Raw genomic sequence first — 25225 nt, forward strand, 5'->3', positions numbered from 1 at the left:
GACACCTGCCGGTGTCTCGCGGGGCGGCTTCTCGCTCTGACGACGGTGCGACTCAGGGCTGCGGCACGTCCACGAGCGCGTCGTCGTGCTGGTGGTGCTTGGTCAGCCAGTGCTCCACGTAGGAGCAGGTGGCGGCGAACGTGCCGCCGCGGGCGACGACGTCGGCGATCGCCTCGTCCACGAGCGTGCCCGCGAGCCCCTGGCCCTCGAACGCGTCCTGGATGACGGTGTGGGAGAAGACGGTCACGCCGTCGACCACCTCGTAGGCGGCGATGCCGGCGAACGTGCCGTCGACGCTGATCTCGTAGCGGTTGCGCTCGGTGCGGTGCGTGACCTCGGTGCTGGATGACGGGCTCATCCCACCAGTGTGGCCCCGTGCTGATACACCTGTCGTGTGCGCGCACTGGTGATCGAGGAGTTCGGCCGGCCCGGTGAGGTCCGGGAGGTGCCGCGCCCCGACCCGGCCCCGGACGGGGCGGTCGTCCAGGTCGAGGCCACGGGCGTCTGCCGAAGCGACTGGCACGCCTGGCAGGGGCACGACGACGGCGTCCCGCTCCCCTTCGTCCCCGGCCACGAGTTCGCGGGCACGGTCGTGGCGGTGGGTTCCGACGTCGACCGCGCCTGGATCGGTCGCCGCGTCACGGCGCCGTTCGTCTGCGCGTGCGGCGCCTGCCCGACCTGTGCGGCGGGTGAGCACCAGGTGTGCCCGCACCAGGAGCAGCCGGGCTTCACGCACGACGGGAGCTTCGCCGAGTTCGTCGCGATCCGGCACGCACGCACGAACCTCGTCGCGCTGCCCGACGAGGTCTCGTTCGACGTCGCCGCGACCCTCGGGTGCCGCTACGCCACCGCGTGGCGGGCCGTGCACCGGCGGGCGCGCGTGGTGGCGGGGGAGCGCGTGGCCGTCTACGGCTGCGGCGGCCTCGGCCTGTCGGCCGTCATCATCGCCTCGCGGGCCGGCGCCGAGGTGACCGCCGTCGACGCCTCGCCGCAGGCCCTCGAGCTCGCGACGCGGCTGGGGGCGGCGCGGACCGCCGGCACCGCCGTGCCCGACATGCACGTCGCGCTGGAGTGCTCGGGCCACCCGGGCCTGGCCGACGCGGCGATCCGCGCGCTCCGACGTCGCGGCAGACACGTGCAGATCGGCCTGCTGCCGGGCGGGGCGCACGTCTCGATGGACGCCGTGATCGCGGGCGAGCTCGACGTCCTGGGCAGCCACGGCCTCGCCGCGCACGAGTACCCGGAGCTGCTGCGCACGCTGCCGCACGACGCCGTCGCCGCGATGGTCGGACGGCACGGCCGGCTCGAGGACGCGCAGCGCGCGCTGGAGACGCTCGGGGCGTCGGCGGGTGTCGTGCTGATCCACCCCGGGGAGCGCTGATCCCCCTTCCGCCGGGGCCCACGGGGCGTGGCAGGTCCTAGGATTCGGTGGGCCGCGGACCGTGCCCACCGATCAGCGGGGGTGGGACGCCGCGCCCCGGGAGCAGGCAGGAGAGCGGTATGGCACTCATCGACAACGGCATCTACGTCGACGGTGTCCGTCGGCTCACGCCGACGAGCCTCGACGAGACGTTCGAGCAGCTCCACGAGCACGACGGGATCGCGTGGATCGGACTGTTCCAGCCCGACGGGGAGGAGCTCGCCTCCGTCGCGGCGGAGTTCTCCCTCCACCCGCTCGCCGTCGAGGACGCGGGCAAGGGTCACCAGCGGCCCAAGGTGGAGCGCTACGGCGAGACCCTCTTCGTGGTGCTGCGGCCGGCGTGGTACATCGACGCCACCGAGACCGTGCACTTCGGTGAGATCCACCTGTTCGTGGGGCCTCAGTTCGTCGTCACCGTCCGTCACGCCGAGCAGCCCTCGCTCAGCGAGGTCCGAGCGCGGATGGAGCGGAGCCCCGAGCTGCTGCGGCTGGGTACCGATGCGGTGCTCTACGCCGTCCTCGACCAGGTCGTGGACGGGTACGGACCCGTCATCGCGGGGCTCGAGAACGACATCGACGAGATCGAGGACCAGCTCTTCGCGGGTCACGAGAGCGTCGCCCGACGGATCTACGAGCTGCTGGGCGAAGTCATCGCGTTCCAGCGCGCGACCAGCCCGCTCCGCGGGATTCTCGAGGCGCTGCTGCGAGGAGCCGGCAAGTACCGGACCGACGAGGAGCTCCAGGCCCGCTACCGCGACGTGCTGGACCACGCGCTGCGCATCGCCGAGCGCGCCGACTCCTTCCGGGTGCTGCTCGAGAACGCGCTCACGGTGCACAGCACGCTGGCCACCCAGCAGCAGAACGACGCGATGCGAGAGCTCTCGGAGGCGAGCCTGGCGCAGAGCGAGGAGACCAAGAAGCTCTCCGAGCAGTCCATCGCGCAGAACGAGGAGATCAAGAAGATCACGAGCTGGGCCGCGATCCTCTTCGCACCCAGCCTGGTCGGCACCGTCTACGGCATGAACTTCGAGAACATGCCCGAGCTCCGCGCCGACTGGGGCTACCCGGCCGCCCTCGGGGCCATGGTGCTCCTCGGGATCGGGCTGTGGGCGGTGTTCAGGAGCAGGAAGTGGCTCTGACACAGCCGCCGGTCCGATCGGTGCCGCTGAGCTGCGGATGACGCTCGTGGGGAAGTTCTGCGGGCCACGGCCCGCGGAACTTCCCCACGAGCACGGACGGCCGCGACGAAGGCCGCTCAGCGCACGCCCACGTGGGAGGTTGCCCACCCGCCCCGCGGCGCCGAGCCGCGGGCTCAGAGCCCCGCGAGCTCCGGCAGCAGGAGCTTCGCCGTCGTGAAGTAGATGATGAGGCCGGTGCCGTCCACGATCGTGGAGATCATCGGCCCCGAGACGACCGCCGGGTCCGCACGCAGCTTCTTCAGCAGCAGCGGGATCACGGAGGAGATCAGGCTGGACCACAGGACGATCGCCACCAGGGCGACGGCGACGGTCAGCATCACGGGACCGCCCACGCCGAGCGTCCACGCGCGAACGATCCCGGCCAGCGCCATCGCGAGGGCGACCAGGAGGCCCGTGGCCATCTCCTTGCGCAGCACCCGCCCGACGTCGCGCAGCCGGACGTTGTCGGTCGACATCGCGCGGATCAGCGTCGTGGTGATCTGCGTGCCAGTGTTGCCGCCCGTCCCGATCAGCAGCGGGATGAAGAACGCCAGCACGACGACGGCCTCGAGCTCGTCCTCGAACGCCTGCATCACGGTGCCGGTGTAGGCGGCCGCGAGGAACAGCACCAGCAGCCACACGATGCGCTTGCGCCACAGCAGCAGGGGCGACGCGCGCAGGTACGGGACCTCCAGGGGCTGTGAACCGCCCTGGCGCTCGGCGTCCTCGGTCGCCTCGACCTCGGCGATGTCGGAGGCATCGTCGGAGGTGAGGATGCCGAGGAGGCGACCGTCGTCGTCGACCACCGGCACGGCCAGGAGCCGGTGCGCGACGACGGTGCGGGCGGCCTCCTCCTGGTCCGTCAGCGGGCCGATGCTGACGACGTCCGGCTCGAGGAGGTCGGCGACGGCGGTGTCGGCGTCGGCGAGCACGAGGTCGCGGAAGGAGACGACGCCCTCCAGCCGGCCCTCGGGGTCGACGGCGAAGACGTAAGCGCCGATGTGGGCGTCCTGCCGGAGCTTCGCCCGGTGGTCACGCACCTGGGCGATCGCCTCGGCCGCGGTCACGGACCGCCCGACGGTCAGCACGTCCGGCACCATGTGCGCCGCGGCCGACTCCGGCGGCCAGGTCAGCAGGTCGCGCAGCACGACGGCGTGCTCCGCCGGCATCGCGGTCAGGAGCCGTTCGCGCTCGTCCGCGTCGAGCTCGCGCAGGATCTCCGCGGCACGGTCGGACTCGAGAGCGGCCAGCAGCTCCCCGCCGCGCGCGGCGGCCACGGTGCGGACGAGGTCGACGGCGACGTGCAGCGCGAGCGTGTCGGTGACCTCGGCGGCGACCCCGACGGGCATCAGGTCCCCGAGACGCAGCAGCTCCCCGGGGTCGAGCTCGCCGAGCTGCTCCGACCGCAGCCGGGGGTCCTCGACGACGTCGAGCCAGAGGTCGATGGCCTTCGGGTTGCCGATGGCGATCGCCTGGCGGAGGTCGAGCGTCTGCGGTGTCTGCGGGGCGGGCGTCACGGGCCACCATCCTCGCCCACGGGCTCGGGGATGCAGAATCGGGGCCCGACGGCGATGTCGCCGTCGGACCCCGACGCGGTGCTGCTGCTGTGACGTCCCGCCGGGTCAGATCCCCGCGAGGACGATGACCGGATCGGTCGTGGGGGCGTCGGAGCCGCCCTCGGGCTCGATGCTGACGGCGAGAACGTCGACCGGGACCTCGGCGGAGACGGTCGCGCTGACGCGGCCGTCGTTCAGCGCCAGGGTGCCGGCGGAGACCATGTGGTCGCCGTCCTGGCGCCAGAGCTGATAGGTGAGGCCGTCGCCCGGGTCGGGCAGATCGCTCGCCGTGAAGACCGCCTCACCATCGGTGAGGACAGCGGCGGCGATGCCTCCGCCTGCGACGTCGCCCTGCACGAGCTGGGCGCCGGGCTGACGCATCGCACTCTCGAGTGCGGACATCTGCTGCTCCACCTGCGTGGCCCGCTGATCGTTCTGGATCGCCAGCGTGGTCGGCACCGCGAGCGCACCGGCGACGACCGCGGCGAGCGCGAACGACTGCCAGCGGGCGACGCCGTGGCGCCGCGGCTTGGGTGTCACGAACGCCGGGTGGGCGTTCGTGTCCTCGACCTCGTGGGACGGGAGCGGCGCCGTCGGGTGGGACTCACCCGACCGAGGCGCCTCGCGAGCGATGATCGCCAGGACGTCGGCGCGCAGCGCCGGCGGTGGAGCGGCGGCGACGGAGCCGGCCAGCAGCGCCGTCGTCTCGCGCAGACCGCGGGCTTCGAGCGCGAGCTCGGGGTCGGCGGCGATCGCGCGCTCCACGACGGAACGCTCGTGGTCGTCGACGGCGTCCAGCGCCCAGGCGGCCAGCAGGTCGTGAGCGTTCACGGGCTCGTCGTCAGGATGGTTCGCGTGACTGGTCATCGCGCCCCCAAGCAGAGGCGAAGGCGGGTGAGGCCGTCGCGGATTCGACTCTTGACGGTGGGGAGGGCGGCGGCGAGGCGGTCGGCGACCTCGCGGTAGGTCAGGCCCTCCCAGTAGGCGAGGAGGACCGATTCGCGCTGGGTGTCGGTCAGTCCTTGCATGCAGTGGGCGACACGGTCGGCGTCGGCGCGGCGGAGCACTTCGTCACTCACCTCGTCCACCTCCCGTACGTAGCTGCGGACGGCGTCCTGCTCGTCCCGTGTTCGTGTGGCCTGGACCGAGCGGACCCGGTCGACCGCTCGGCGGTGGGCCATGGTGGCGAGCCAGGCCTTGGCTGATCCTCGGTCGGCGTCGAAGGCTGCTGCGGTGCGCCAGGCTTCGAGCATGACGTCCTGCAGGGTCTCCGCCGCCAGGTCGGGGTCGCGCAGGACCCGCAGGCACGTGCCGTAGACCATCGGGCTCGCCGCGTCGTAGACCTGCGCGAACGCCGCCTGGTCCCCGTCCGCGCTCGCTCGAAGGAGCGACGCGAGCCGTGCGGCGTCGTCGTGGCTTGTTGCGGAGGTGGTCATCAGGGAAGAGTCTGCCCCACATCGGCTGCTCCTTCCTGTCACGGGATCCTTGTCACGTGGGGTTCGGAGCGGTAGAGGGGCCGGATGGGTCTCCGTGGAGAGCAGTTTCCGACGACGACGACGCCGTGCGCGGTGGTAGGCCCCGTGGGACTCGAACCCACAACCCACGGATTAAAAGTCCGCTGCTCTGCCAGTTGAGCTAGAGGCCCGGGGCCAGCGGGTCGTGACTGGGACAAACCCTCGAGAGATCTCGCGGCAGCTGGCGCCCGGCACCAGGCTACGCGGAGCCGACTCGGGCTTCATCGCGTCCGAGTGACCAGCTCGAGGTGACCCGCGACGGTCGAACCGTTGCCGCGTGCGGGTTCGATATCCTTGACGCGGTCGTTCGACCCGCCCCAGTTCTGAAGGAGCAGCGTGCCGTTTCGCAGCAAGGAGACGTTGGAGCGCTGGCTCGAGGAGTTCTCCCCGTCCCTCGCGGCAGGTCGGCCCGCACGCGTGGTCGTTCACGACGGGCCGATAGGCGCCGACACCGGTCTCGTCGTCGTCCCTCTCCTGAACGCCACCACCTCGGTGCACGTCATGCCGGTCGCACCGGGTGGGGCGCGCTACCAGGTGACGATCGAACCGCAGCTCGACGAGACCGTTCTGAGCGGACAGGAGCTGCGCGAGCTCGCGGGAGAGCTTCTCGTCGCGGCAGAGCTGTGCGAGTACCTCGAGGTCAGATCGGTGCAGCACCTGGATCAGTTCCCCTGGTCCGAGATCGCCCCGGTCGTGGAGTTCGAGCTGACCAACGACGACACCTCGGGCCGCTCGCTCTAGACGCCGCGCCCGCCCGCGCCGACCTGCACCGCGCGTGCGGAGTGCTCGCCGAGGTCGCGGACCCCTCCCTCCGCGCGGCCCGGGTCGATGCGGCTGCCCGGGTCGGTGCGAGGTCCCAAAACTTTCTCGTTCCGACGCGTGACGGTCGGCATCCTCGTGGCGTCCTTACCTGTGTCCGCGTTTCACAGGAGCAGTACGAAGGAGAGCTCACCATGTCGCAGCCCCAGGTCCCCGCCACCGGCGAGGAGCGCCGCGTCCGCGAGGGCGCGCAGGACGAGAACGAGCGCACGGAGAACGAGCGCAAGGAGTTCGACGCCCTGCACACCGAGCACGGCGACACGAGCGTCGCCGAGAGCGTCGTGGCGAAGATCGCCGGGATGGCGACCCGCGAGGTCGCCGGTGTCTACGCGATGGGCAACGCCGCGCGCCGTGCGGTCAACGCGCTCGCGCAGCGCATCCCGGGCAGCCAGACCAACGTGACCGGCGGCGTCTCCGTGGAGAAGGGCGAGACGCAGACCGCGGTCGAGATCGCGATCGTCCTGGAGTACGGCGAGTCCGTCGTCCAGGTCAGCGAGCAGATCCGGGAGAACGTCATCCAGGCCGTCGAGTACGGCACCGGCCTGGAGGTCGTGGCGGTCAACATCAACGTCACCGACGTCCACCTCCCCGACGACGACGACCAGCGTGACACCTCGGAGCAGGCCGACCTGCGCTGACGCGTCACCCCTCGGCGGAGCGGGCGTCCACCCCTGGCGCCCGCTCCGTCCCCCGGCCGGTCGGCCGATCATTCCGTCCAGTGATAGGAACCCCATGTCTCGCACCAACCTCGGCCTCGCCGTCGGCCTCGTCCTCGGACTGACCGCCGCCTTCGGGTCGTTCGCCGCCTTCATCACCGTGCTGGCCTTCGGCGCGGTCGGCCTCATCGTCGGCCTCGCGCTCGACGGCAGGGTCGACGTCCAGGGCATGCTCGGCCGGGCCTCCGAGAAGCGATGACCGCCCTCGCACCGGCGAGCGCGCGCCCCGGCGGCGACTCGCGGTCGCGCGGCACGCTGACGCTCTCCGACGGCGTCGTGGAGAAGATCGCCTCGCAGGTCGTCGCCGAGGTGAGCGACACCTACGGCACATCCCGCGGGCTGCTCGGCTGGCGCGACCGCGTCGGTTCGACGGTCCGCCCGGCGGTCGACGTCGACCTCCACGCCGACTTCGTCGACCTCAGCATCTCCGTGGGCCTGGTCTTCCCCGTCTCGCTCCGCTCGGCCGCCGACACGATCCGTGACCGCGTCCAGCAGCGCGTCGGCGACCTCACCGGGGTGCCCGTGCGACGGGTCGACGTCCGCATCACCGGTCTTCGTGCCGGTGCGGACGGCCGGTCCGGCGGACCCGACCCCGACAGGGAGCTGCGATGAGCGCCACCCAGCTCCGCAGGCGCCCCAGCCGCGGCGTCCCCGCGACCCTCGTGGCGCTGATCGTCCTGGCGGTCTCCGTCCTCGCCACGACGGCGGCCGTCACCCGTCTCGCCTCGAGCGACTGGCCCTCGTGGGCCACCGGTCCGGCCCGAGCGGTGGCCCAGCAGTCCTGGGGCGCGACCCCGGTGATCGCCGCGGCCGTCGTCGGCGTCGTGCTCGGCGTCGTGCTGCTGCTCGCGGCGCTCGTACCCGGTCGCCGCAGCGGTGTGCCGGTGGACCTGAGCGTGACGAACGCCGAGGTGTCCGAGGTCGTCATCACGCAGCGCGGCGTCGCGAGGCTCGCGGCGGCCGCTGCGGACGAGGTCGACGGCGTGGAGAGCGTCGACGTCAGCGTCTCCACCCGACTGGTGCGGGTCGAGGTCGTGACCGCCTCGCGGTCCGACGTCGAGTCCGTGCGTTCCGCCGTGCAGGCCAGCGTCGAGGACCGCCTCGACGTGCTGGGCTCCGGACCCGTGTGCGAGGTCCGGACCCGCGTTCGTTCGAGGGAGTCCTGATGCGCCACACGCCCGCTCGTCTCAACCGGACCTGGCTCGCCGTCGTCGGCCTCGTGCTGCTCGTGCTCGGCGTCCTCGCGCTCGGGCTGGCCACCGGCTGGTGGTCGTCCCTGCTCTCGGGTGACGTGGCCGAGGGGCTGCCGGGCCGCGACGCGCCGCTGGCTCCGGACACCTCGGTGTTCGAGGCGGCCTGGGTCGCTCCCGCGGTGGCCGTGGTCGGTGTCGTCCTCGCGCTGGCGTGCCTCGGTTGGCTCATCGCCCAGATCCCGCGCCGGCACGAGGCCAAGGACCTGCGGCTGCACACGTCCTCCCTCACGGGTCTGACCACGTGCGAGCCGTCGGTCCTCACCGATGCCGTCGCGGAGCAGGCGACCTCCATCGCCGGGGTCGGTTCCGCCGACGCCGTGCTGCGGGGCAGCGCCCGCACGCCCGACCTCACGCTGCGCCTCGTGGTGGACGACCGCGCGGACGTCGGCGAGGTGCTCCGCCGGGCGGACACGGTGGCCGCCGCCTCGGCCGTCACGGCGCTGGACGTCCGCCTGGCACGGCTGGGAGTCCTCGTCGACGTCCAGCGCACGCAGCGGACGCACGACCGCATCACGGTCTGACACGACCGTCCCACACCCTCATCCATCCACCACGACAGGAACGACATGATCGCCAGAGTGATGACACGCCTCGTGAGCTGGGGCCTGCGGGCCCTCGGGACGGTGCTGAACCGCGCCGGCCACCTCGTCCGCCGCACCGGCGGTCGCCCGGGAACGACGGGTCGTCCGACCCACCCCGAGCAGTCGGACGGGTCCGTTCCCCCGAAGCGGTAGCGGCGCGCCGACCGGGGTCGACGGCCGGGGGCACCCGACGGATGCCGTGACAGCCGAACCCCGACGCGAGAGGGTGGACGACAGGGACGACGGGAGAGGGGGCCGAGGATGAGCGAGTCCGGGACGGACACGGACGCGGGTGACGACGCCGGTCACGTCGGCAACGCTCGTCGCCAGGTGGCCGACCTGCCGGAGGCGATGATCGTCGGCCGGGCGCAGGACGGGGATCTGGCGGCGTTCGAGGAGCTGAACCGGCGCTACCAGGGTCCGCTGTACCGGCTGGCCGTGCGTCTCCTCGCGGACCGCGGCGAGGCGGAGGACGCGCTGCAGGACACGATGGTGGCGGTGTGGCGCAAGCTGCCGTCCCTGACCGAGCTGCCGGCGTTCCACGGCTGGATCTACCAGATCATGACGCGGCGGTGCATGTCCGTGCTCCGGACCCGCGCGCGCCGCAGCACCGATCCGGTGGATGCCGACGATATGGCCGAGCTCACCGGGGACCGCTCGGTTCTCGGCAACGGCTCCGGGTACTCCGACCCGGCCGCGGCCACCGAGTACGCCGAGCAGCTGCGCGGTCTGAACGAGGAGCTGGCGAACCTGCCGGACGAGCAGCGCGCGTGCTGGGTGCTGCGGGAGTTCCACGAGCTCAGCTATCCCGAGATCGCCTACGCGATGAATCTGCCCGTATCGACGGTGCGCGGCAGGATCGCTCGGGCACGGCAGAACCTGGCGAGAGGAATGGAAGCATGGCGATGAGCGAGCGTTCCACCAGCCGCCTGGCCTGCGGTCGTGACATCGACGAGGTCTGGGAGCGGATCGAGTCCCCGCCCGACGAGCACGAGCTCGAGTGCCCCCACTGCCGCAACGCGCGGTCGGACCTGGGCAACCTGGCTCGGCTGACCGCGTCCCAGCGGGACGAGGAGCGGGTCGACCCCGACCTGGAACCGGATCCCGCGATCCTGGGTCGGATCATGGCCATCGCCCGCGCCGAGGTGCGACGGGGCCGGCAGCTCCCGCTCGACGAGCCCGACGCCGAGGGTCCGGTCGCCGAGCTGACGGTGAGCGAGCAGGCGGTCTCGGCGAGCGCCCGCCGGGCGGGCGACGCCGTCGACGGCGTGCAGGTCGAGCGGTGCGAGGTCGTCCTGGTGCCGGGTGGCGGAAGCCCCGCGGTCTCGGGCAGCGTCGGGTCCGGCCCCGGTGGGCCGGGGGTCCCCGAGTCCTACCGCGCGAGCCGACCGTCGATCGTGGACGTGACGCTGCAGGTCAGCGTCTCCATCGCCCTGTCGATCCCGGAGGTGGCCCGCGAGATGCGCAGCAACGTGATGAGGAGAGTGAACGACGAGGTGGGTATCGACGTCAGGCGCATTCACATCGACGTGAGGGATGCGCACGATGACTGAGACGGGTGCGGGCGCCACGCCGTCGCCCCAGGATCTCGATCTCGACACCGTGCGGGGAGATCTCGCAGCGGCGCTGCTCGCCGAGCCCGGCGTGCTGCGGGTCGAACCGACGCTGGCCGGCATGGTGCGCGCCTGGTCGGCCGACCCCGCCCCCGAGGACCTCATCCGGATCGCGGTGCAGGACGGGACGGCCGACGTCGCCCTCCACCTCGCGGTCCAGGGGCTGCCGGCCCGTCTCGTGGCGCACCGGGTGCGTGACCTCGTGCGCCGGCTGCTTCGCGAGCACGGACTGGACACGGGTTCGGTCGAGGTCAGCGTGCTGACCGTCGAGGGAGCGGCCCCCGTCCCCGAGACGGTGGGCTGACCCGGAAAGCTCCCGGCGGTTCGACCGCCGGGTGACAGGGGCGCTGCGGCGCCGTGGACACGACAACGAGGAGGAACCGATGGGTATCGGGGACAAGATCAGCAACGCGGCAGAGGACCTCAAGGGCAAGGCCAAGGAGGCCCTGGGCGACGCCAAGAACGACGAGGGTCTGCAGGCCGAGGGCCAGGCCGACCAGGCCAAGGCCCACACCAAGAAGGCCGGCGAGGACGTCAAGGACGTCTTCAAGGGCTGACGCCCCGAGCAGCCGCTGCGCCCGACCGAACGTGTCGGACGCAGCGGCTGCTGTCACGTCTGGCCCACCCGGCTCACGTTGACGCGACGCCGTGCAAGTTCAGTGCGTGTTACTGAGGAAAGCGCAAGGTCTCCGCAGGCAATCCCTGACGCACGGGTGATGGACTCCCGTCGTGCGGCGAACAGCGCCGCTCAGCAGTCGACGAAACCTTCGGTCACGAAGGGGGAGCGAGGAACCGGGATGACGAACGAGGATCGGCGCAGTGCGGAGCCCGAGCACGATGCCCTCGACGGTGCCGCGATGTCGGTGACCGCCGACGAGTGGCGCAACCTCCCGGGTGACGGGGCGTGGAAGAACGAGATGGTCGAGTCGCGCAGGGTGATCGTGCGCGAGGCCTGACCGGACCGTCGCGGGCTCTCGGCGCCGCGTCGGACGCCCTGCGGTATCGGCCGGGTTCGTCCCTGCGGACCTGCGTGCGAGGATGCTCGGGTGAGTCCAGGTCGCGTGCGCGTGCTCCGCGCGACCGTCGCGTCCGGTGTCTCGACCGGCTTCGCCCTCGCCTTCCACGTCGCCGGCGGTGCACCGGTGCCCGGTCTGCTCGGGATCGCCGTCCCGTTCGTGCTGGCGGCCCTCGCCTCGAGCCTGCTCATGTCGCGCCGCCCGCGGCTGCTGACCACGGTGGTGGCGACGTCGCTCGCCCAGGTCGCCTTCCACACGCTCTTCGTGCTCGGGTCGACGTCGACCGTGACGTCCGCAGCGGCGGCGAGCCCCGCCGCCGGCGTCCACGCCGGCCACGGCTCGATGGCGATGGCCTCCGGCACCGCGACCCCCGACGTCGCCCTCGCGCTCCACGGCGACGCCCGGATGTGGCTCATGCACGGGGCGGCCGCCGTCGTGACGGCCCTGATGCTGCAGCGCGGTGAGCTGCTGCTCGGCCTCCTGCTCCGGCTCGCCGACGCCGTCGTGGCGGCCGTGGCCCCTCACCTTCCCGCGGCGACGCTCGTCCGGCCGCGCCGGACGCCGACGGTCCGCCCGCTCGACCGGCCCCACCCGCTCCACGACCGCGTCGTGGCCACCGCGCGGCGGCGCGGGCCGCCCCACCTCCTGGCAGCCTGACCGATACGCCCCGCGCGCGAGACGCTCGCGCCGGGAGCGCCCCCTCCTGCCCGGAGCACCCATGCCCGCACCCTCCGCGGCGCGGACCCGGGTCGCCGCCGTCCTCGCGACGGCCGCCACCCTGGTCGCTCTGCCGCTCGTTCCCGCAGCAGCACACGACACGCTCGTCTCCTCCGCCCCCGCGGCTCAGGAGCAGCTCGCCACGGCACCGCCCGAGGTCACGCTGACCTTCTCGGCCGACGTGATCGAGGTCGGCTCCGCCGTCCTGGTGACCGACGCCGAGTCCGGTGCCTCCGGCACCGACCACGCGGCCGGCCTCACGATCGAGGGACGCGACGTCGTCGTGCCCCTCGACGCCCTGGAGGACGGTCACTACGACGTCCGCTGGCGCGTGGTGTCCTCCGACGGTCACCCCATCAGCGGGGTGATCCCGTTCTCGGTGGGCGACGCCGGAGCACGGCCCGAGGCCGTCGTCCCTCCCGGGGACGGCGCCGAGGTCGACCCGGGATCCGCGCCGTCGACGGGTTCCGACGCCGAAGGGGCGGCGGTTCCCGACGCCCCTTCGACAGCCGGGCCCTGGCGCACCCTGGGCGTCGCCGTCGCGGGCGCCCTCGGTGCCGCAGCGCTGTTCGCCCTCACCTGGTGGTGGCGTCGCCGCCCCCACCGCACCCGTTCCTGACCCTTTCCCGCCGCCGTCGCGGCTCATCGCGCGCCCCCGGGCGCGCCCTCGAGGAGACCCTCATGTCCCGAACCATCCGTTCCCACCGCACCACCACGACCTCTCGCGCTGCCCGCCTGGCCGCCGTCGGCCTCGCCGGGGCGCTCGCCCTGACCGCCTGCTCGGGCGGGGACGACGCCGACGGCGCGACCACAGACGCCGCCACCGCCACCGGCACCGGCACCGCGGCCGCTCAGGACGCCGGGCTCGACGAGCTCGAGGTCCGCGACCCCTGGGCCAAGGCCGCCGACGCGGGCATGTCCGCCGCGTTCGGCACGCTGCACAACCCCACCGACGGCGACGTGGTCGTCGTGGCGGCATCCTCGCCGAGCAGCCCGATGGTCGAGCTGCACGAGACGGTCGAGGTCGACGGGGTCGCGCAGATGCGGGAGGTCGAGGGCTTCACCGTCCCGGCCGGCGGCGACGTCGTGCTCGAGCCGGGCGGCAACCACCTGATGCTCATGGGCCTGACCGCACCCCTGACGCCCGGCGCCGAGGTGACCGTCGTGCTGGAGCTCGCCGACGGCACGACGCTCGACGTCGTCGCCCCGGTCAAGGAGTTCGCGGGCGCCAACGAGACGTACGCCGGTGGCGACGACGTGCACGACATGGGCGAGCACGACATGGACGGCCACGACATGGGCGACATGGACGAGCACGCGGGTTCCGAGGGCTGATGTCCGACGACGCATCGGCCATCCCCAGCCCGAGCCGCCGGCAGCTCCTCGTCGGCGGCGGCGCGGTCGCCGGCTGGGGCGCGGCGCTCGCCCTGGGCGTCGACGCGGCCGTGGCCGCGCCGTCCTCCGCCCCGGCGGCCGTGCCGTCCCAGGACACGGCAGGGCTTCGCGGCGCCAGCACCGTCCCGTTCCACGGCCCGCACCAGGCCGGCGTCACCGTCGTCCCGCAGGCGCACTCGACGTTCGTCGCGCTCGACCTGGTCGACGGCGTCGATCGTGACGCGCTCGGCCGGCTCATGCGGCTGCTGACCGACGACGCCCGGCGCCTCACCCAGGGGCTGCCCGCGCTGGCCGACACGGAGCCCGAGCTGGCCCGGCGTCCGGCGCGCCTCACGGTCACGTTCGGGTTCGGGCCGGGGTTCGTGGCGAGCGCCGGGGGAGAGGCGCCGGGCTGGCTCGGACCGCTGCCCGCCTTCGGCGTCGATCGCCTGGAGGAGGGGTGGAGCGACGGCGACCTGCTGCTCGAGGTCGCCTCGGACGATCCCGTCACCGTCGCGCACGCCGTGCGGATGCTGCTCAAGGGCACCCGGGCGTTCGCCACGGTGCGCTGGCTGCAGCAGGGTTTCCGCGACGCCTACGGCTCCGTGCCGACCGGGACGACCATGCGGAACCTGTTCGGCCAGATCGACGGCACGGTCAACCTCGTGCCGGGATCGGTCGACGCCGAGGACCTCGTCTGGATCAGGGACGGCTGGCTCGACCGCGGCACCAGCGTGGTGGTCCGGCGGATCGCGATGAACCTCGAGACGTGGGACGAGCTCGACCGCCCCGGGCGGGAGCAGTCCGTCGGGCGGCGTCTCGACACGGGGGCTCCGCTCACGGGGACGCGCGAGCACGACGAACCGGACTTCGACGCGGTCGACGCCGTCGGATTTCCGGTGATCCCGGAGTTCTCGCACATCGCGCGCGCCCGCAGCGCCGATCCGCGGGAACGCTTCCTCCGCCGCGGCTACAACTACGACCTGCCGCCGCGGCCGGGGGCGATCTCGGAGTCCGGGCTCATCTTCGTGAGCTTCCAGGCCGATCCTGTGACGCAGTTCGTGCCGGTGCAGCGGCGGCTGGACGAGCTGGACCTCCTCAACACCTGGACGACGCCGATCGGATCGGCCGTGTTCGCCGTCCCACCGGGGTGCCAGGAGGGCGGGTTCGTGGGGGAGACGCTGCTGGGCTGACGACGGCGGCGGCGGGCCGACCTCAGAGGTAGAGCGGTCCGTCGGGCCCGACGGCCCCGTGGATCGGTCCGTCGGGCTCGGCGGCCCGACGGCCCGGTGCGGGCTCGGGCGGACGCGTGCCCGACCAGTCCTGCAGCCGATCGATGATCTCGGCGACGCCGGGTCGGCCGAACGGGGGGAGCTTGCGCTCACCGGCCGCGGTCGTGACGACCACCACGCTCGACCAGGTCGGCCGGTGCGGGACGTCGCCGTCGACGGCGAGGATGGCCTGCCGCGGGATGGTGAGGGGCCGGAGGCGGCGGCGCACGACCAGCGCGTCGTCGCTGACCTCCAGCCGGGTGGCGGTCGCGGCCACGGCGAGAGGGAGGAGGACGCCGGCACCCACGACGACGGCCAGGGCGACGCCCCACCAGGGCAGGCGGAGGTTCAGGCCGATGAGCAGCGGGAGCCCGACGGCGTTCCAGACGTGAAAGACCCGCTGCGCCCTCGTCGGAGGCAGCTGCTGTGCGACGACCGCTGTCATATGACGACAGTAGAGGAGGGGAGTCGAGGTTGCCTGGGCGTCGGCGCAGCCGAACGGGACAACGGAGGTCCGCTCCCATACCGTTCGTGAGATGTACGCATCGCGTGAGGCCCACTGGACGCGGACGCACGTGGCCCCACTCGTCCGCGGGCAGCTCCCGTTCCTCCTCGGCTTCGCTCTCGTCAGCGCGCTGCTGATCGCCACCGGCGGTGCGGACGGGCGGTGGTGGGCGGCGCTGGCCGTCGTCGTCGGCGCGACGGCCCTCCTGGTCGTGACGATCGCTCGCGGCGCGGGCGACCCCGGGGTCGTCGTCGCGGCCGTGCTCGACATGGTGGCCGTCGCGGTGCTCGACACGATCGCGTGGGACGGCAGCCCGACGGTGGTGGGACTCATGGTCCTCCCGGCGCTCTGGCTCAGCCACGGCTTCCGTGCACGGCTGCTGCCGTTCGTGGTCGCGGTGACCGCCGTCCCGGCTCTCACGGCGGCCGCTCTCGTCCTCGGCGACCAGGACGTCGCGGCCTTGCCCGGGATCGCGGCGCAGGTGGCACTCGTGGTGATCGTCGCCGTCGTCGTCCACATCGGCGCGCGCGGGGCACGAGACCAGGAGGTGGCGCTCGAGCGCACGGCGCAGGAGCTGCACGCGACGATCGCGCTGTCGCAGGCCGTGGCGGACGCGATCGACGTCGGAGTCTCCTACAGCGACGACGACGGCGTCGTCCTGCTGCGCAACCAGGCGGTCAAGGACCACGGGGAGCGCGCCGGGTACGACTTCGTGACGCGGCGCGCGATCCACCTCTACGGCCCCGACCGCACCACACCGCTGCCTCACGAGCAGCAGGCGCCGGTCAAGATGCTCCGCGGTGAACCGGTGCAGGGCGACGTCGTCTTCGTCGGCCCGCCCGGTGACCAGCAGGCGCTGTCGTTCACGGCCACACCGCTCACCACGGTGGCCGAGGGCGGTCCCGGCGGCTCGGTGCTCGTGTGCCAGGACGTGACCGACCTCGTCAACGCCGTCACCACCCGCGAGGAGATGGTCGTGACGTTCTCCCACGAGCTGCGCACCCCCCTCACCTCGATCATCGGTTTCACCGAGGTGATGAGGGAGACGCACGACCTCGCGGAGCTCGGGCTCGAGCGTCAGGTCGACGTCATCCACCGCAACGCGAGTGCGCTGCTGGACCTCATCCTCGTGGTGCTGCAGGCGGGATCGGCCGCGCGCGGGATCACGGTCGAGCGCGTGCCCGCCGACGCCGTCGCACTCGTCTCCGCCACGGTCGAGGATCTGAGGGCGAAGGCCGGCCGCTGCGGCACGGCGGTCACGGTGGACGTCGCGGAGACGGCGACGACGATCAGCGCCGACCCGGTCCGGATCCGGCAGGCGTTCGAGCAGCTCCTCACCAACGCGTTCAAGTTCGGCGCGCTGGGCGGCCGCACCCGCGTGTCGATCGACGGGGACGAGGAGGAGCTGCGCATCGCCGTCGTCGACGACGGCCCGGGCATCGACCCGCAGGACCTCTCGCAGCTGTTCGAGCGCGGGTTCCGGACCGTGGCCGCCCGGCGGTCGACCACGCAGGGCCTCGGCCTGGGGCTGCCGCTCGCGCGTGACATCGCGCGGGCGCACGGCGGCGACGTCACGGTCGCCACCCGGCCCGGTCAGGGCTCGACGTTCACCCTGCACCTGCCCCGGGACTGACCCGGCCGAACGCCGGAGGGACCCGTCGGACGGGTCGGGGTGAGAGGGTCGAGCCATGCTGGTGACCCTGAGCGCGACCGCGCGCCCCGACACCCCGTTCGCCGACGCCCGCGACCTCGGCCACCTGCTCCACAAGCACCCCGACAGGGCGCAGCGCTTCGAGCTGTCCGTCGGCGTCGCCCACGTCTTCTACCCCGAGGCGACGGCGGAGCGCACGACCGTCGCGCTCCTGCTCGAGGTCGACCCGGTCGGGATCGTGCGCGACCAGCGGTTCGGCGCCTCCGGCGACGTCAGCCTCGCGCGGTTCGTCAACGACCGCCCGTACGCGGCCTCCTCCCTCCTGGCGGTCGCCCTGGGGCGCGTCTTCTCGACGGCGGCGGCCGGCCGCAGCGCGTCCCTCCCGGAGGTCGCGGCGCACGCGATCGCGCTGCGCATCCACCTGCCGTCGCTGTCCTGCCGCGGCGGCGCCGAGCGAGCCGTCGCGATGTTCACCCCGCTCGGCTGGCGGGTGGACGCCGCACCCGTGCCGCTCGACTCCGAGATCCCCGCCTGGGGCGACTCCCGCTACGTCGACCTGACGCTCGAGGGCGAGATCACGCTGGGCACCGCCCTGCGTCAGCTGACCGTGCTGCTGCCCGTGCTCGACGGTGCCAAGCACTACTGGGTCGGGGAGGACGAGATCGACAAGGTGCTGCGGCACGGCGAGGGCTGGCTGACCGAGCACCCGCTGCGCGAGGAGATCCTGCGGGGCTCGCTCGCGCACCAGCGCAGGTACGTCGAGGACGCGACCGCGCGACTGCTCGACACCGCAGCCGTCGCCGCGCCGGAGGCGTCGGACGCGCCTCCCGCCCCGGACGTCCCTGTCACCCCCTCGCTCGCCGCGCAGCGCGCCGAGGCGGTGCTCGACGCGCTGCGCTCCGTCCGCGCGGCCAGCGTCGCCGACCTCGGCTGCGGCGAGGGCGCGCTGCTGCGCCACCTGCGGTCCGACCGCTCCTTCACCCGCGTGCTCGGCACCGACGTCTCGGTCCGCGCCCTGGAGAAGGCCGCCGACCGCCTGCGGCTGCGGGACGCCAGCGACACCGAGCGCGAGCGGCTCACGCTGCTGCAGTCCTCCCTCACCTACCGGGACGACCGGTTGCAGGGGTTCGACGCCGCCGTCCTGATGGAGGTGATCGAGCACGTCGACCCCGATCGCCTCCCCGCGCTCGAGGACACGGTCTTCGCGCACGCCCGGCCGGGCGCCGTCGTCGTCACCACCCCGAACGCCGAGTACAACGCGACCTACCCCCACCTGCACGAGCGGGCCGACGGTGCCCCCGTGCGCCACACCGACCACCGCTTCGAGTGGACGCGCGCCGAGCTCGCCTCCTGGGCCGACGGCGTCGCCGCCCGGAACGGCTACACGGTCACGGTCCGCGAGGTCGGCCCGGGCGACCCCGAGCTCGGGTCTCCGACCCAGCTGGCCCTGTTCGTGAAGGAGGCGGCGGCATGAGCGACACCACGCTGCGCGTCCAGGACCCGAGCCTGGTCGTCCTCGTCGGCGTCTCCGGCTCGGGCAAGTCCACCTTCGCCGCGACGCACTTCGGACTGTACGAGACCGTCTCCTCCGACCACTGCCGGGGGGTCGTGTCCAACGACCCGAACGACCAGAGCGTGACGCCCGAGGCGTTCGCGCTCCTGCACGCGATCGTCGGCGCCCGCCTGCAGCGCAACCTCCTTACCGTCGTGGACGCCACCAACGTGCAGCCGCACGCGCGCAAGGAGCTCGTGGCCCTGGCGCGGACCCACGACGTCCTGCCGGTCGCGATCGTGCTCGACGTCGGCGCCGACGTCGCGGCGGCCCGCAACCGCGAGCGCCCCGACCGTACCTTCGGCTCGCACGTGGTCGATCGCCAGCAGGGGCAGCTCCGCAAGAGTCTGCGCGGGCTCCAGCGCGAGGGCTTCCGCACCGTCCACCACCTGCGATCGGAGGCGGAGATCGCCGGTGTCGTGATCGAACGCGTGCCGCTCCTGACCGACCGCCGTCACGAGCGAGGTCCGTTCGACGCGATCGGCGACGTCCACGGCTGCCTGCCCGAGCTGCTCACCCTCCTGGACGAGCTCGGCTACGTGGTCGAGCGCGACGCCGTCGGGCGCCCGGTCGACGCGGTGCACCCGCAGCGGCGGCGCGTCATCTTCCTGGGCGACCTCGTGGACCGCGGTCCCGACTCGCCCGGGGTGCTGCGCCTGGCGATGGGGATGGTGCGGGCCGGGCACGCGCTCGCCGTCCCCGGCAACCACGAGGACAAGCTGGTGCGGGCGCTGGCCGGACGCGACGTCACCGTCAGCCACGGCCTCGAGACGACCCTGGCGCAGCTGGCCGGGGAGACCGCGGAGTTCCGCGAGGAGGTCGCGCAGTTCTGCCGGGACCTGGTCTCGCACGCCGTGCTCGACGGCGGTGCGCTCGTCGTCGCGCACGCCGGTCTCAAGCAGAGCTACCACAACCGCGCATCCGGACGCGTGCGCGCGTTCGCGCTGTACGGCGACACGACGGGGGAGTCCGACGAGTACGGACTGCCCGTGCGCTACCCGTGGGCGCAGGACTACCGGGGCGACGCCGTCGTCCTGTACGGCCACACGCCCGTCCCGCGTGCGGAGTGGGTCAACGGCACGATGTGCCTCGACACCGGGTGCGTGTTCGGCGGAGCGCTCAGCGCGCTGCGCTACCCCGAGCGCGAGGTCGTCTCCGTCCCGGCGACAGCGGAGCACTACGCCCCCGCGCGGCCGTTCCCCACGGGCGGCGTGGGCTCCTCCGACGGTGGGGCCTCCGGCCGGACCGGCGCGGCCAGGCCGGCCGACGTGCTGGACCTGCGGGACGTCACCGGCGTCCGCGTGGTCGACACGGCGCTCCTCGGACGCGTCTCCGTGCCCGAGGAGAACGCCGCCGGCGCGCTCGAGGTGATGAGCCGGTTCGCGCTGCCGCCCCGAGCGCTGCCGTACCTGCCCCCGACCATGAGCCCGGTGGCCACGTCCACGCTGCCCGGCCACCTCGAGCACCCTGACGAGGCGTTCGCCTCGTATGCGCGCGACGGCGTCGGGACGGTCGTGTGCGAGGAGAAGCACATGGGCTCGCGCGCGGTGGTGCTCGTGTGCCGCGACGACGGCGGCACGCGGTTCGGGCTCGCCCCCGGCAGCCCCGGCGTGGCCTGGACCCGCACGGGTCGGCGCCTCCTGCAGCCCGACCTGGAGGGCGAGCTGCTGACCCGGCTGCGCGACGCCGTCGCGACGGCAGGTGTCTGGGACCGCCTCGACGGCGCGACCTGGGTGCTGCTGGACACGGAGATCGTGCCGTGGTCCCTCAAGGCCGACGAGCTGATCCGCGAGCAGTTCGCCGGGGTGGGTGCCGCTGCTGCCGCCGTCGTGCCCGCGGCGCTCGCGGCGCTGGACGCGGCGGCGGCCCGGGGCGTCGACGTCGGTGGCCTGCGCACGGCGGTCGCCGGGCGCGCGGAGAACGCCGAGCGCTTCCGCGACGCCTACCGCCGCTACCGGTGGGACGTGGACGGGCTCGACGGCGTCCAGCTCGCCCCGTTCCAGGTGCTGGCGAGCGGCCGCACGGAGGCCGACGCGGCCGAACCGGGGGTCGGCGGGAGCACCCACGAGACCCGACCGCACCCGTGGCACCTGGAGATCGCCGACGCGCTGGTCGCGGCCGACCCGGTGCTGATCCGCCCCACGAGGCGGCTCGTGGTCGACCTCGCGGACGAGGCGTCGAGGAGCGCCGGGGTCGCGTGGTGGGAGGAGCTGACCGGTACCGGTGGTGAGGGCATGGTCGTCAAACCGCTGGCGAACCTCGTGCTCGCCGACCGTGGCGGACGCCCCCTCCAGCCGGGCCTCAAGGTCCGCGGGCGCGAGTACCTCCGCATCGTCTACGGACCCGACTACACCGACGAGGCGAACCTCGCCCGGCTCCGGCAGCGTCACCTGGGCCGCAAGCGGTCGCTCGCGCAGCGGGAGTACGCGCTCGGCCTGGAGTCGCTTGCCCGCCTCGTGCGCGGTGAGCCCACGTGGCGCGTCCACCAGCCCGTCTTCGCGGTGCTCGCCCTGGAGTCGGAACCGGTGGATCCGAGGCTGTAGGCCGATGTCGGACAGGCGTCCGGCCAGGTGGAGGACGACGACCGGACGGATCGCCCCCTCCCGGCTCGACGGCGGTAGAGTGAGGGTCACCGACACGTCGCCGAACTAACTGTTTGGATTTCTACACGTGCAGGTGGTGCGCCGGGGACTCCGGGACCGGGCGCGGATGACAGAGAGAAGGTGTGGATCAGATGGCCGTCGAGACGAGGCGTGGCTACTGGTACGCGACCTCCGACGATCCTGTCGGCGCGGTCGAGGTCCTCAACATGCTGCGGCGCTACCGCGAGGCCGAGCGCAAGATGCGCGCTCGCACCCGCGCCTCGATGGGCATGGGGGAGACCGACCTGCTGGCCCTCCGCTTCCTCCTGCGTGCGAAGCAGCGCGGGGAGGTCGTGCGCCAGAAGGAGCTCGCCGATGCGCTCGAGATCACCGGCGCGTCCGCCAGCACGCTGGTCGACCGACTGATCCGCGACGGCTACGCGCGTCGCGTGGCCCACCCCCACGACCGGCGCTCGGTCGCCGTCGAGACGACGACGCACTCCGACGAGGAGGTGCGCGCCACGCTCGGTGCCATGCACACCCGCATGCTCGAGGCGGTGGAGAGCCTGTCCACCGAGGAGCTGACCGCCGTCGCGACCTTCCTCACCAACCTGACCAAGGTCGTCGAGGACGACCTGCGGCGACAGGACGAGCAGGACGCCGAGGCGGCCGCGAGCGTCGACGCCGCGGACGAGATCGCCCCTTCCTGAGCGGTGGCGCCGGTCGATCGCACCCGCGGGGTCGGGGCGCTGATCACGGCGACGTCGTGGAGCGCGGTGGTGCTCCTGCCGCTGCTGCTCGTCTCACCCGCGCGGGGCTGGTGGAGCGTGCCCACGGGAATCCCGCTGTACGCAGCGATCGCGTCGGCGGTCGGCACCGCCGTCCTGCTGGCGACGTGGACGGTGCGCCGACGCCACGTGCTGGTGCGCGGCTGGGCGCAGGCCGTGGCGGCGACCGGCCTGCTGCTGGTGCTGCCCGTGCTCGTCGTCGCCACCGCGGACGGGGGCCCGCCGGGAGGCGCCCGACCCTGGCTGCCTCTCCTCCTCGGTGCGCCGGTCGTCGCTCTCGTGGGGCTGCCGACCCTGGCCGCGATGCGGGAGCTGGCCGTCGTCGGACGGGGCACCCCGCTGCCGCACGATCCGCCCGACCGGCTCGTGACGTCGGGCCCGTACTCCTACGTTCGCAATCCGATGCAGCTGTCGATCTCGGGGCTCTACACGGTGTGCGCCGTGCTGCTGGTGGAGCCGATCCTGCTGCTGGGAACCCTCGGGGCCGTCGTGTTCACGGTCGTGGCCGCGGACCGGCAGGAGCGGGGGGCGATGGCCCCGGCGTTCGGCGGCGCGTGGGCGGCGTTCCACGCGGGCGTCCGCCCGTGGGTCCCGCGATGGCGGCCGTGGTCGGGTCGCGCGGCGGGCGCGCTGACCGTCGCCGTGAGCGCCGAGCCCGCCGCTGGTGCCACCGCCGGTGTCCGCAGCGGGAGCCGCGATCCGTGGCTCGTGCTGGCGCGCTGGTTCCGCGCGCGCTCCGCGACCGCGCTGGAGGTGCGCGGCGTCACCCGATCGCCGTCGGGCGGCCCACGCCTCACCTACGAGACCGACGCCGTGCGCGTGCACGGCCTCGAGGCGCTGGGCCGGTCGCTCGACCACGTGAACCTGGCGTGGGCGGCGCTCGGTTGGGTCCTCGTGCTCCCGCTGCCCGATCCGGCGTCGCGCGAGCGGCGCGGCCCGCGCCGTCGACCGTGCTGGTCGACGGCGCGGGATCGCGTCACGGGAGGTGCAGGTACTCCGCCGGCGGGGGAGTCGTGGAGCGGAACCAGGCGGTCATGAACCCTGAGACGTCGCGGCCGGCGACCTCGTCCACGAGGTCCTCGAAGTCGGAGAAGGCCACGTTCTGGTCGGACTTCTCGGTGGCCCAGCGCTCGAGCAGCGTGAAGAACGCGGTGTCGCCGAGCTCGAGCCGCAGGGCGTGGATCGCGAGCGATCCGCGGCCGTAGACGTCGTCGAACTCGTTGCCCGCCCCCATGTCGACGAGCGGTCGCTCCCAGTAGGCGGGCTGCGTCAGTCGCGGCGTGAGGGTGCCGGTGTACTTCGTCGCCAGGTCCGTGCCGGAGGAGTGCTCGGCCCACAGCCACGACGCGGCGTACTCCGCGAGGCACTCGTTCAGGCACATGTCCGCCCAGCTGTTCAGCGTCACGTCGTCACCGACCCACTGGTGGGCGATCTCGTGGGCGATCGTCCCGAGGCCCGGGTTGCGGGAGTAGGACGAGCGCGTCTGCGTCTCGAGCGCGTAGCCGAGGGAGTCGTTGGTGTACTGCCCGCCGTTGGTGGTGAACGGGTACGGGCCGAAGAAGCCCTCGAAGAACTCCTGGATCTCGGCCGTGCGCGCCGCGCGGTCCTTCGTCGTCTGGCTCACGCCAGGGGCGAACGTGTTGTAGATGGTCACGCCGCTGTCGGTCGTGGTCGTGGTGGACGTGAACCGGTCGATGAAGAGCGTCGTGAGGTAGGTCGCCATCGGCTCGGGCGCGGCCCAGCCGAACGAGCGCCAGCCCTCGGGTGCGGGCGGGAGGTCGGTGACCGGTTCGCCGTTGGAGGACACCTGCCACTGCTGCTCCTCCGGCAGGCCCGCCTCGTACGGGACGGTCGCGGTCACCGAGAACAGGGCGCGGTCACGCGGGTGCGCGTTGGAGGGGAACCAGGCTGAGGACGACGCCGGCTCACCCATCACGAGCGCGCCGTCACCGGTCAGGTCGTGCCAGCCGGAGTCGCCGTAGACGTCGGGCACGTAGCCCGGCGTCCCCTCGTAGGAGATCTGGGCGGTGAACGTCTCGCCCGGCTCGAGTCCGCCGACCGGCACGAGGTCGACCTCGCGGTCGGCGTGCGTGAAGCCCGCGCTCCGGCCGTCCACCTTGGCCTTCGTCACGGCGAGGGTGGGCGCACCGGCCGAGTCCTGCGTCTCGAGGTCGAACGTGATCTGCCCGAGGCGCTCCGCCGCGGTCACCTCGGCCACGATCGTCGTGGTCGCGACGAGGTCGCGGGTGGCGGGGTCCCACACCAGGTCGACGTGGTAGCTCTCCACGTCGTAGCCGCCGTTGCCGGCCTCGGGGTAGTAGGGGTCGCCGATGCTGGGATCCGCGACCGCGCCGTCGATCTCGACGGGGACGACCGCCGCGTCGTCGAGGCGGAACAGGAAGGCCGCCATCGCCTCCCGGGTCAGCGTCTCGAGCGGGCGGTAGGTGCCGTCGGGGTAGCCGGTGGTGATGCCGAGTCCGGCGGCCCAGGTGATCGCCTCGCAGAACTGGGTGCCCGGCGGGACGTCGCTGAACGCGGTCCCGCACCCGGTGGCCGCGGGGTCGGCGCCGGCGACGCGGCTCACGAACGCCATCGCGGCGTCGCGAGCCAGCGGGGCGAGCGGGCGGTAGGTGCCGTCCGGCCAGCCGGTGGAGATGCCCGTCTGCGCCATCCACGAGATGACGCCGCAGAACTGGTTGTCGACGGCGACGTCGACGAACGGCGCCTCGGTGCACGTCGGCTCGGGCTCGCCCGGGTTCTGCAGCCGGAAGAGGAAGGCGGCCATCGCGTCGCGGGCGATCGGTTCGAGCGGCCGGAACGTGCCGTCGGGCCAGCCCGTGGAGATGCCCTGCTGGAAGAGCCAGCCGATCTCGTCGGCGAACGGGGCGTCGTCGCCGACGTCGGTGAAGGCGGGCGCCTGCGCCGTCGGGACGACGGGGTCGGCGGCCACGAGCGCCGCGAGGTCGGGCGCAGCGGCGCTGCCGGCGGTCGGGGCGGCCGACGCCGCGAGCGGGATCGTCAGGGTGAGGGCCAGGGCGGCCGTCAGGGTGGGGCCGAGCAGTCGTGGTGGGCGCACCGTCTGTCTCCTGTGTCAGCGGAAGGGCTGGGGAGGCCCATCG

General features: G+C 73.2%; 28 protein-coding genes and 1 tRNA gene. 22 read left to right on the plus strand and 7 right to left on the minus strand.

The features are described 5' to 3' along the window. Nucleotides 1–52: 52 nt before the first annotated feature. Nucleotides 53–358, minus strand: coding sequence for a GNAT family N-acetyltransferase (locus SERN_RS08265; protein ID WP_135849608.1), 306 nt, complete (start codon nucleotides 356–358; stop codon nucleotides 53–55). A 36-nt stretch (nucleotides 359–394) separates the two neighbouring features. Here SERN_RS08265 and SERN_RS08270 point away from each other — a divergent pair, with 36 nt between their 5' ends. Together SERN_RS08270 and SERN_RS08275 are read left to right on the plus strand one after the other, a co-directional pair. Continuing rightward, nucleotides 395–1381 carry an alcohol dehydrogenase catalytic domain-containing protein gene (locus SERN_RS08270; RefSeq protein WP_135849609.1) on the plus strand — a complete coding sequence of 329 codons (987 nt, stop codon included), beginning with the start codon at nucleotides 395–397 and terminating at the stop codon, nucleotides 1379–1381. Between the two features lie 119 nt (nucleotides 1382–1500). Then, on the plus strand, nucleotides 1501–2559 hold the full coding sequence (locus tag SERN_RS08275) for a magnesium and cobalt transport protein CorA (RefSeq protein ID WP_135849610.1): 1059 nt from the start codon (nucleotides 1501–1503) through the stop codon (nucleotides 2557–2559). 173 nt (nucleotides 2560–2732) lie between these two features. On the opposite strand, the gene mgtE is transcribed toward SERN_RS08275, so the two are convergent. From mgtE to SERN_RS08295, 4 genes are all read right to left on the minus strand, one after another. Next, a complete protein-coding gene (mgtE, locus tag SERN_RS08280; protein WP_135849611.1) occupies nucleotides 2733–4115 on the minus strand; it encodes a magnesium transporter in 1383 nt (460 codons plus the stop codon). Between the two features lie 105 nt (nucleotides 4116–4220). Next, nucleotides 4221–4985: an anti-sigma factor gene (locus SERN_RS08285; protein ID WP_135849612.1), complete on the minus strand. Its 765-nt coding sequence runs from the start codon at nucleotides 4983–4985 to the stop codon at nucleotides 4221–4223. Between the two features lie 32 nt (nucleotides 4986–5017). Continuing rightward, a complete protein-coding gene (gene sigK, locus SERN_RS08290) occupies nucleotides 5018–5590 on the minus strand; it encodes an ECF RNA polymerase sigma factor SigK (protein ID WP_135849613.1) in 573 nt (190 codons plus the stop codon). A 133-nt stretch (nucleotides 5591–5723) separates the two neighbouring features. Next, nucleotides 5724–5799 (minus strand) — tRNA-Lys (locus SERN_RS08295). A 205-nt stretch (nucleotides 5800–6004) separates the two neighbouring features. Here SERN_RS08295 and SERN_RS08300 point away from each other — a divergent pair. From SERN_RS08300 to SERN_RS08365, 15 genes are all read left to right on the plus strand, one after another. After that, entirely contained in the window at nucleotides 6005–6409 is a 405-nt protein-coding gene (locus tag SERN_RS08300; RefSeq protein WP_199241548.1) for a hypothetical protein, read from the plus strand. Between the two features lie 212 nt (nucleotides 6410–6621). After that, on the plus strand, nucleotides 6622–7125 hold the full coding sequence (locus tag SERN_RS08305; RefSeq protein ID WP_135849614.1) for an Asp23/Gls24 family envelope stress response protein: 504 nt from the start codon (nucleotides 6622–6624) through the stop codon (nucleotides 7123–7125). Nucleotides 7126–7219: 94 nt separating this feature from the next. Continuing rightward, nucleotides 7220–7402: a hypothetical protein gene (locus SERN_RS08310; RefSeq protein ID WP_135849615.1), complete on the plus strand. Its 183-nt coding sequence runs from the start codon at nucleotides 7220–7222 to the stop codon at nucleotides 7400–7402. Next, complete coding sequence (locus SERN_RS08315; RefSeq protein ID WP_135849616.1) at nucleotides 7399–7815, plus strand: Asp23/Gls24 family envelope stress response protein; 417 nt, start codon at nucleotides 7399–7401, stop codon at nucleotides 7813–7815. Before SERN_RS08310 ends, SERN_RS08315 begins: the two co-directional genes overlap by 4 nt. Beyond that, nucleotides 7812–8369: a DUF6286 domain-containing protein gene (locus SERN_RS08320; RefSeq protein ID WP_135849617.1), complete on the plus strand. Its 558-nt coding sequence runs from the start codon at nucleotides 7812–7814 to the stop codon at nucleotides 8367–8369. Before SERN_RS08315 ends, SERN_RS08320 begins: the two co-directional genes overlap by 4 nt. Then, the gene (locus tag SERN_RS08325; protein ID WP_135849618.1) at nucleotides 8369–8977 is read left to right on the plus strand and encodes a hypothetical protein; all 609 of its coding nucleotides are present in this window, start codon (nucleotides 8369–8371) and stop codon (nucleotides 8975–8977) included. Before SERN_RS08320 ends, SERN_RS08325 begins: the two co-directional genes overlap by 1 nt. Before the next feature lie 321 nt (nucleotides 8978–9298). Continuing rightward, the gene (locus SERN_RS08330) at nucleotides 9299–9946 is read left to right on the plus strand and encodes an RNA polymerase sigma factor (RefSeq protein ID WP_135849619.1); all 648 of its coding nucleotides are present in this window, start codon (nucleotides 9299–9301) and stop codon (nucleotides 9944–9946) included. After that, nucleotides 9943–10590 (plus strand): Asp23/Gls24 family envelope stress response protein, encoded by a 648-nt coding sequence (locus SERN_RS08335; RefSeq protein ID WP_135849620.1) that lies wholly within the window; start codon nucleotides 9943–9945, stop codon nucleotides 10588–10590. Before SERN_RS08330 ends, SERN_RS08335 begins: the two co-directional genes overlap by 4 nt. After that, nucleotides 10583–10954 (plus strand): hypothetical protein, encoded by a 372-nt coding sequence (locus SERN_RS08340; RefSeq protein ID WP_135849621.1) that lies wholly within the window; start codon nucleotides 10583–10585, stop codon nucleotides 10952–10954. The genes SERN_RS08335 and SERN_RS08340 overlap by 8 nt, the downstream gene beginning before the upstream one ends. Before the next feature lie 79 nt (nucleotides 10955–11033). After that, the gene (locus SERN_RS08345) at nucleotides 11034–11207 is read left to right on the plus strand and encodes a CsbD family protein (protein ID WP_135849622.1); all 174 of its coding nucleotides are present in this window, start codon (nucleotides 11034–11036) and stop codon (nucleotides 11205–11207) included. A 240-nt stretch (nucleotides 11208–11447) separates the two neighbouring features. Next, nucleotides 11448–11606: a hypothetical protein gene (locus SERN_RS15310; protein WP_158292614.1), complete on the plus strand. Its 159-nt coding sequence runs from the start codon at nucleotides 11448–11450 to the stop codon at nucleotides 11604–11606. Between the two features lie 90 nt (nucleotides 11607–11696). After that, nucleotides 11697–12323 carry a hypothetical protein gene (locus SERN_RS08350; protein WP_135849623.1) on the plus strand — a complete coding sequence of 209 codons (627 nt, stop codon included), beginning with the start codon at nucleotides 11697–11699 and terminating at the stop codon, nucleotides 12321–12323. Nucleotides 12324–12384: 61 nt separating this feature from the next. Continuing rightward, the gene (locus SERN_RS08355; RefSeq protein WP_135849624.1) at nucleotides 12385–13002 is read left to right on the plus strand and encodes a copper resistance CopC family protein; all 618 of its coding nucleotides are present in this window, start codon (nucleotides 12385–12387) and stop codon (nucleotides 13000–13002) included. A gap of 62 nt (nucleotides 13003–13064) precedes the next feature. Then, nucleotides 13065–13718: a copper chaperone PCu(A)C gene (locus SERN_RS08360; RefSeq protein ID WP_135849625.1), complete on the plus strand. Its 654-nt coding sequence runs from the start codon at nucleotides 13065–13067 to the stop codon at nucleotides 13716–13718. Next, nucleotides 13718–14950 carry a Dyp-type peroxidase gene (locus SERN_RS08365; RefSeq protein WP_135849626.1) on the plus strand — a complete coding sequence of 411 codons (1233 nt, stop codon included), beginning with the start codon at nucleotides 13718–13720 and terminating at the stop codon, nucleotides 14948–14950. The genes SERN_RS08360 and SERN_RS08365 overlap by 1 nt, the downstream gene beginning before the upstream one ends. A gap of 22 nt (nucleotides 14951–14972) precedes the next feature. Here the strand turns inward: SERN_RS08365 and SERN_RS08370 are convergent, their stop codons facing one another. Then, on the minus strand, nucleotides 14973–15473 hold the full coding sequence (locus SERN_RS08370; RefSeq protein ID WP_135849627.1) for a YdbT family protein: 501 nt from the start codon (nucleotides 15471–15473) through the stop codon (nucleotides 14973–14975). A 91-nt stretch (nucleotides 15474–15564) separates the two neighbouring features. Here SERN_RS08370 and SERN_RS08375 point away from each other — a divergent pair, with 91 nt between their 5' ends. From SERN_RS08375 to SERN_RS08395, 5 genes are all read left to right on the plus strand, one after another. Continuing rightward, nucleotides 15565–17166 (plus strand): PAS domain-containing sensor histidine kinase, encoded by a 1602-nt coding sequence (locus SERN_RS08375; protein ID WP_135849628.1) that lies wholly within the window; start codon nucleotides 15565–15567, stop codon nucleotides 17164–17166. A gap of 55 nt (nucleotides 17167–17221) precedes the next feature. Beyond that, a complete protein-coding gene (locus tag SERN_RS08380) occupies nucleotides 17222–18658 on the plus strand; it encodes a 3' terminal RNA ribose 2'-O-methyltransferase Hen1 (RefSeq protein WP_135849629.1) in 1437 nt (478 codons plus the stop codon). Continuing rightward, on the plus strand, nucleotides 18655–21279 hold the full coding sequence (locus SERN_RS08385) for a polynucleotide kinase-phosphatase (protein WP_135849630.1): 2625 nt from the start codon (nucleotides 18655–18657) through the stop codon (nucleotides 21277–21279). The genes SERN_RS08380 and SERN_RS08385 overlap by 4 nt, the downstream gene beginning before the upstream one ends. 191 nt (nucleotides 21280–21470) lie before the next feature. After that, a complete protein-coding gene (locus SERN_RS08390) occupies nucleotides 21471–22028 on the plus strand; it encodes a MarR family winged helix-turn-helix transcriptional regulator (protein WP_135849631.1) in 558 nt (185 codons plus the stop codon). 3 nt (nucleotides 22029–22031) lie between these two features. Beyond that, a complete protein-coding gene (locus SERN_RS08395; protein WP_135849632.1) occupies nucleotides 22032–23144 on the plus strand; it encodes a methyltransferase family protein in 1113 nt (370 codons plus the stop codon). Here SERN_RS08395 and SERN_RS08400 read toward each other — a convergent pair. After that, on the minus strand, nucleotides 23083–25182 hold the full coding sequence (locus SERN_RS08400; RefSeq protein ID WP_135849633.1) for an S-layer homology domain-containing protein: 2100 nt from the start codon (nucleotides 25180–25182) through the stop codon (nucleotides 23083–23085). The genes SERN_RS08395 and SERN_RS08400 overlap by 62 nt on opposite strands. Between the last annotated feature and the right edge of the window lie 43 nt (nucleotides 25183–25225).

The sequence above is a fragment of the Serinibacter arcticus genome, from assembly GCF_004786095.1.
In the GTDB taxonomy this organism is placed as follows: domain Bacteria; phylum Actinomycetota; class Actinomycetes; order Actinomycetales; family Beutenbergiaceae; genus Litorihabitans; species Litorihabitans arcticus.

What these genes read in the sequence shown, in the direction of transcription:
- SERN_RS08345 (WP_135849622.1), top strand. Translation starts at nt 11,034, where the DNA reads ATGGGTATCGGGGACAAGATCAGCAACGCGGCAGAGGACCTCAAGGGC.
- SERN_RS08275 (WP_135849610.1), top strand. Translation starts at nt 1,501, where the DNA reads ATGGCACTCATCGACAACGGCATCTACGTCGACGGTGTCCGTCGGCTC.
- SERN_RS08315 (WP_135849616.1), top strand. Translation starts at nt 7,399, where the DNA reads ATGACCGCCCTCGCACCGGCGAGCGCGCGCCCCGGCGGCGACTCGCGG.
- SERN_RS08265 (WP_135849608.1), bottom strand. Translation starts at nt 358, where the DNA reads ATGAGCCCGTCATCCAGCACCGAGGTCACGCACCGCACCGAGCGCAAC.
- SERN_RS08355 (WP_135849624.1), top strand. Translation starts at nt 12,385, where the DNA reads ATGCCCGCACCCTCCGCGGCGCGGACCCGGGTCGCCGCCGTCCTCGCG.
- SERN_RS08340 (WP_135849621.1), top strand. Translation starts at nt 10,583, where the DNA reads ATGACTGAGACGGGTGCGGGCGCCACGCCGTCGCCCCAGGATCTCGAT.
- SERN_RS08335 (WP_135849620.1), top strand. Translation starts at nt 9,943, where the DNA reads ATGAGCGAGCGTTCCACCAGCCGCCTGGCCTGCGGTCGTGACATCGAC.
- SERN_RS08370 (WP_135849627.1), bottom strand. Translation starts at nt 15,473, where the DNA reads ATGACAGCGGTCGTCGCACAGCAGCTGCCTCCGACGAGGGCGCAGCGG.
- SERN_RS08360 (WP_135849625.1), top strand. Translation starts at nt 13,065, where the DNA reads ATGTCCCGAACCATCCGTTCCCACCGCACCACCACGACCTCTCGCGCT.
- SERN_RS08320 (WP_135849617.1), top strand. Translation starts at nt 7,812, where the DNA reads ATGAGCGCCACCCAGCTCCGCAGGCGCCCCAGCCGCGGCGTCCCCGCG.
- SERN_RS08305 (WP_135849614.1), top strand. Translation starts at nt 6,622, where the DNA reads ATGTCGCAGCCCCAGGTCCCCGCCACCGGCGAGGAGCGCCGCGTCCGC.
- SERN_RS08385 (WP_135849630.1), top strand. Translation starts at nt 18,655, where the DNA reads ATGAGCGACACCACGCTGCGCGTCCAGGACCCGAGCCTGGTCGTCCTC.
- SERN_RS08310 (WP_135849615.1), top strand. Translation starts at nt 7,220, where the DNA reads ATGTCTCGCACCAACCTCGGCCTCGCCGTCGGCCTCGTCCTCGGACTG.
- sigK (WP_135849613.1), bottom strand. Translation starts at nt 5,590, where the DNA reads ATGACCACCTCCGCAACAAGCCACGACGACGCCGCACGGCTCGCGTCG.
- SERN_RS08325 (WP_135849618.1), top strand. Translation starts at nt 8,369, where the DNA reads ATGCGCCACACGCCCGCTCGTCTCAACCGGACCTGGCTCGCCGTCGTC.
- SERN_RS08375 (WP_135849628.1), top strand. Translation starts at nt 15,565, where the DNA reads ATGTACGCATCGCGTGAGGCCCACTGGACGCGGACGCACGTGGCCCCA.
- SERN_RS08390 (WP_135849631.1), top strand. Translation starts at nt 21,471, where the DNA reads ATGGCCGTCGAGACGAGGCGTGGCTACTGGTACGCGACCTCCGACGAT.
- SERN_RS08380 (WP_135849629.1), top strand. Translation starts at nt 17,222, where the DNA reads ATGCTGGTGACCCTGAGCGCGACCGCGCGCCCCGACACCCCGTTCGCC.
- SERN_RS08330 (WP_135849619.1), top strand. Translation starts at nt 9,299, where the DNA reads ATGAGCGAGTCCGGGACGGACACGGACGCGGGTGACGACGCCGGTCAC.
- SERN_RS08365 (WP_135849626.1), top strand. Translation starts at nt 13,718, where the DNA reads ATGTCCGACGACGCATCGGCCATCCCCAGCCCGAGCCGCCGGCAGCTC.
- SERN_RS15310 (WP_158292614.1), top strand. Translation starts at nt 11,448, where the DNA reads ATGACGAACGAGGATCGGCGCAGTGCGGAGCCCGAGCACGATGCCCTC.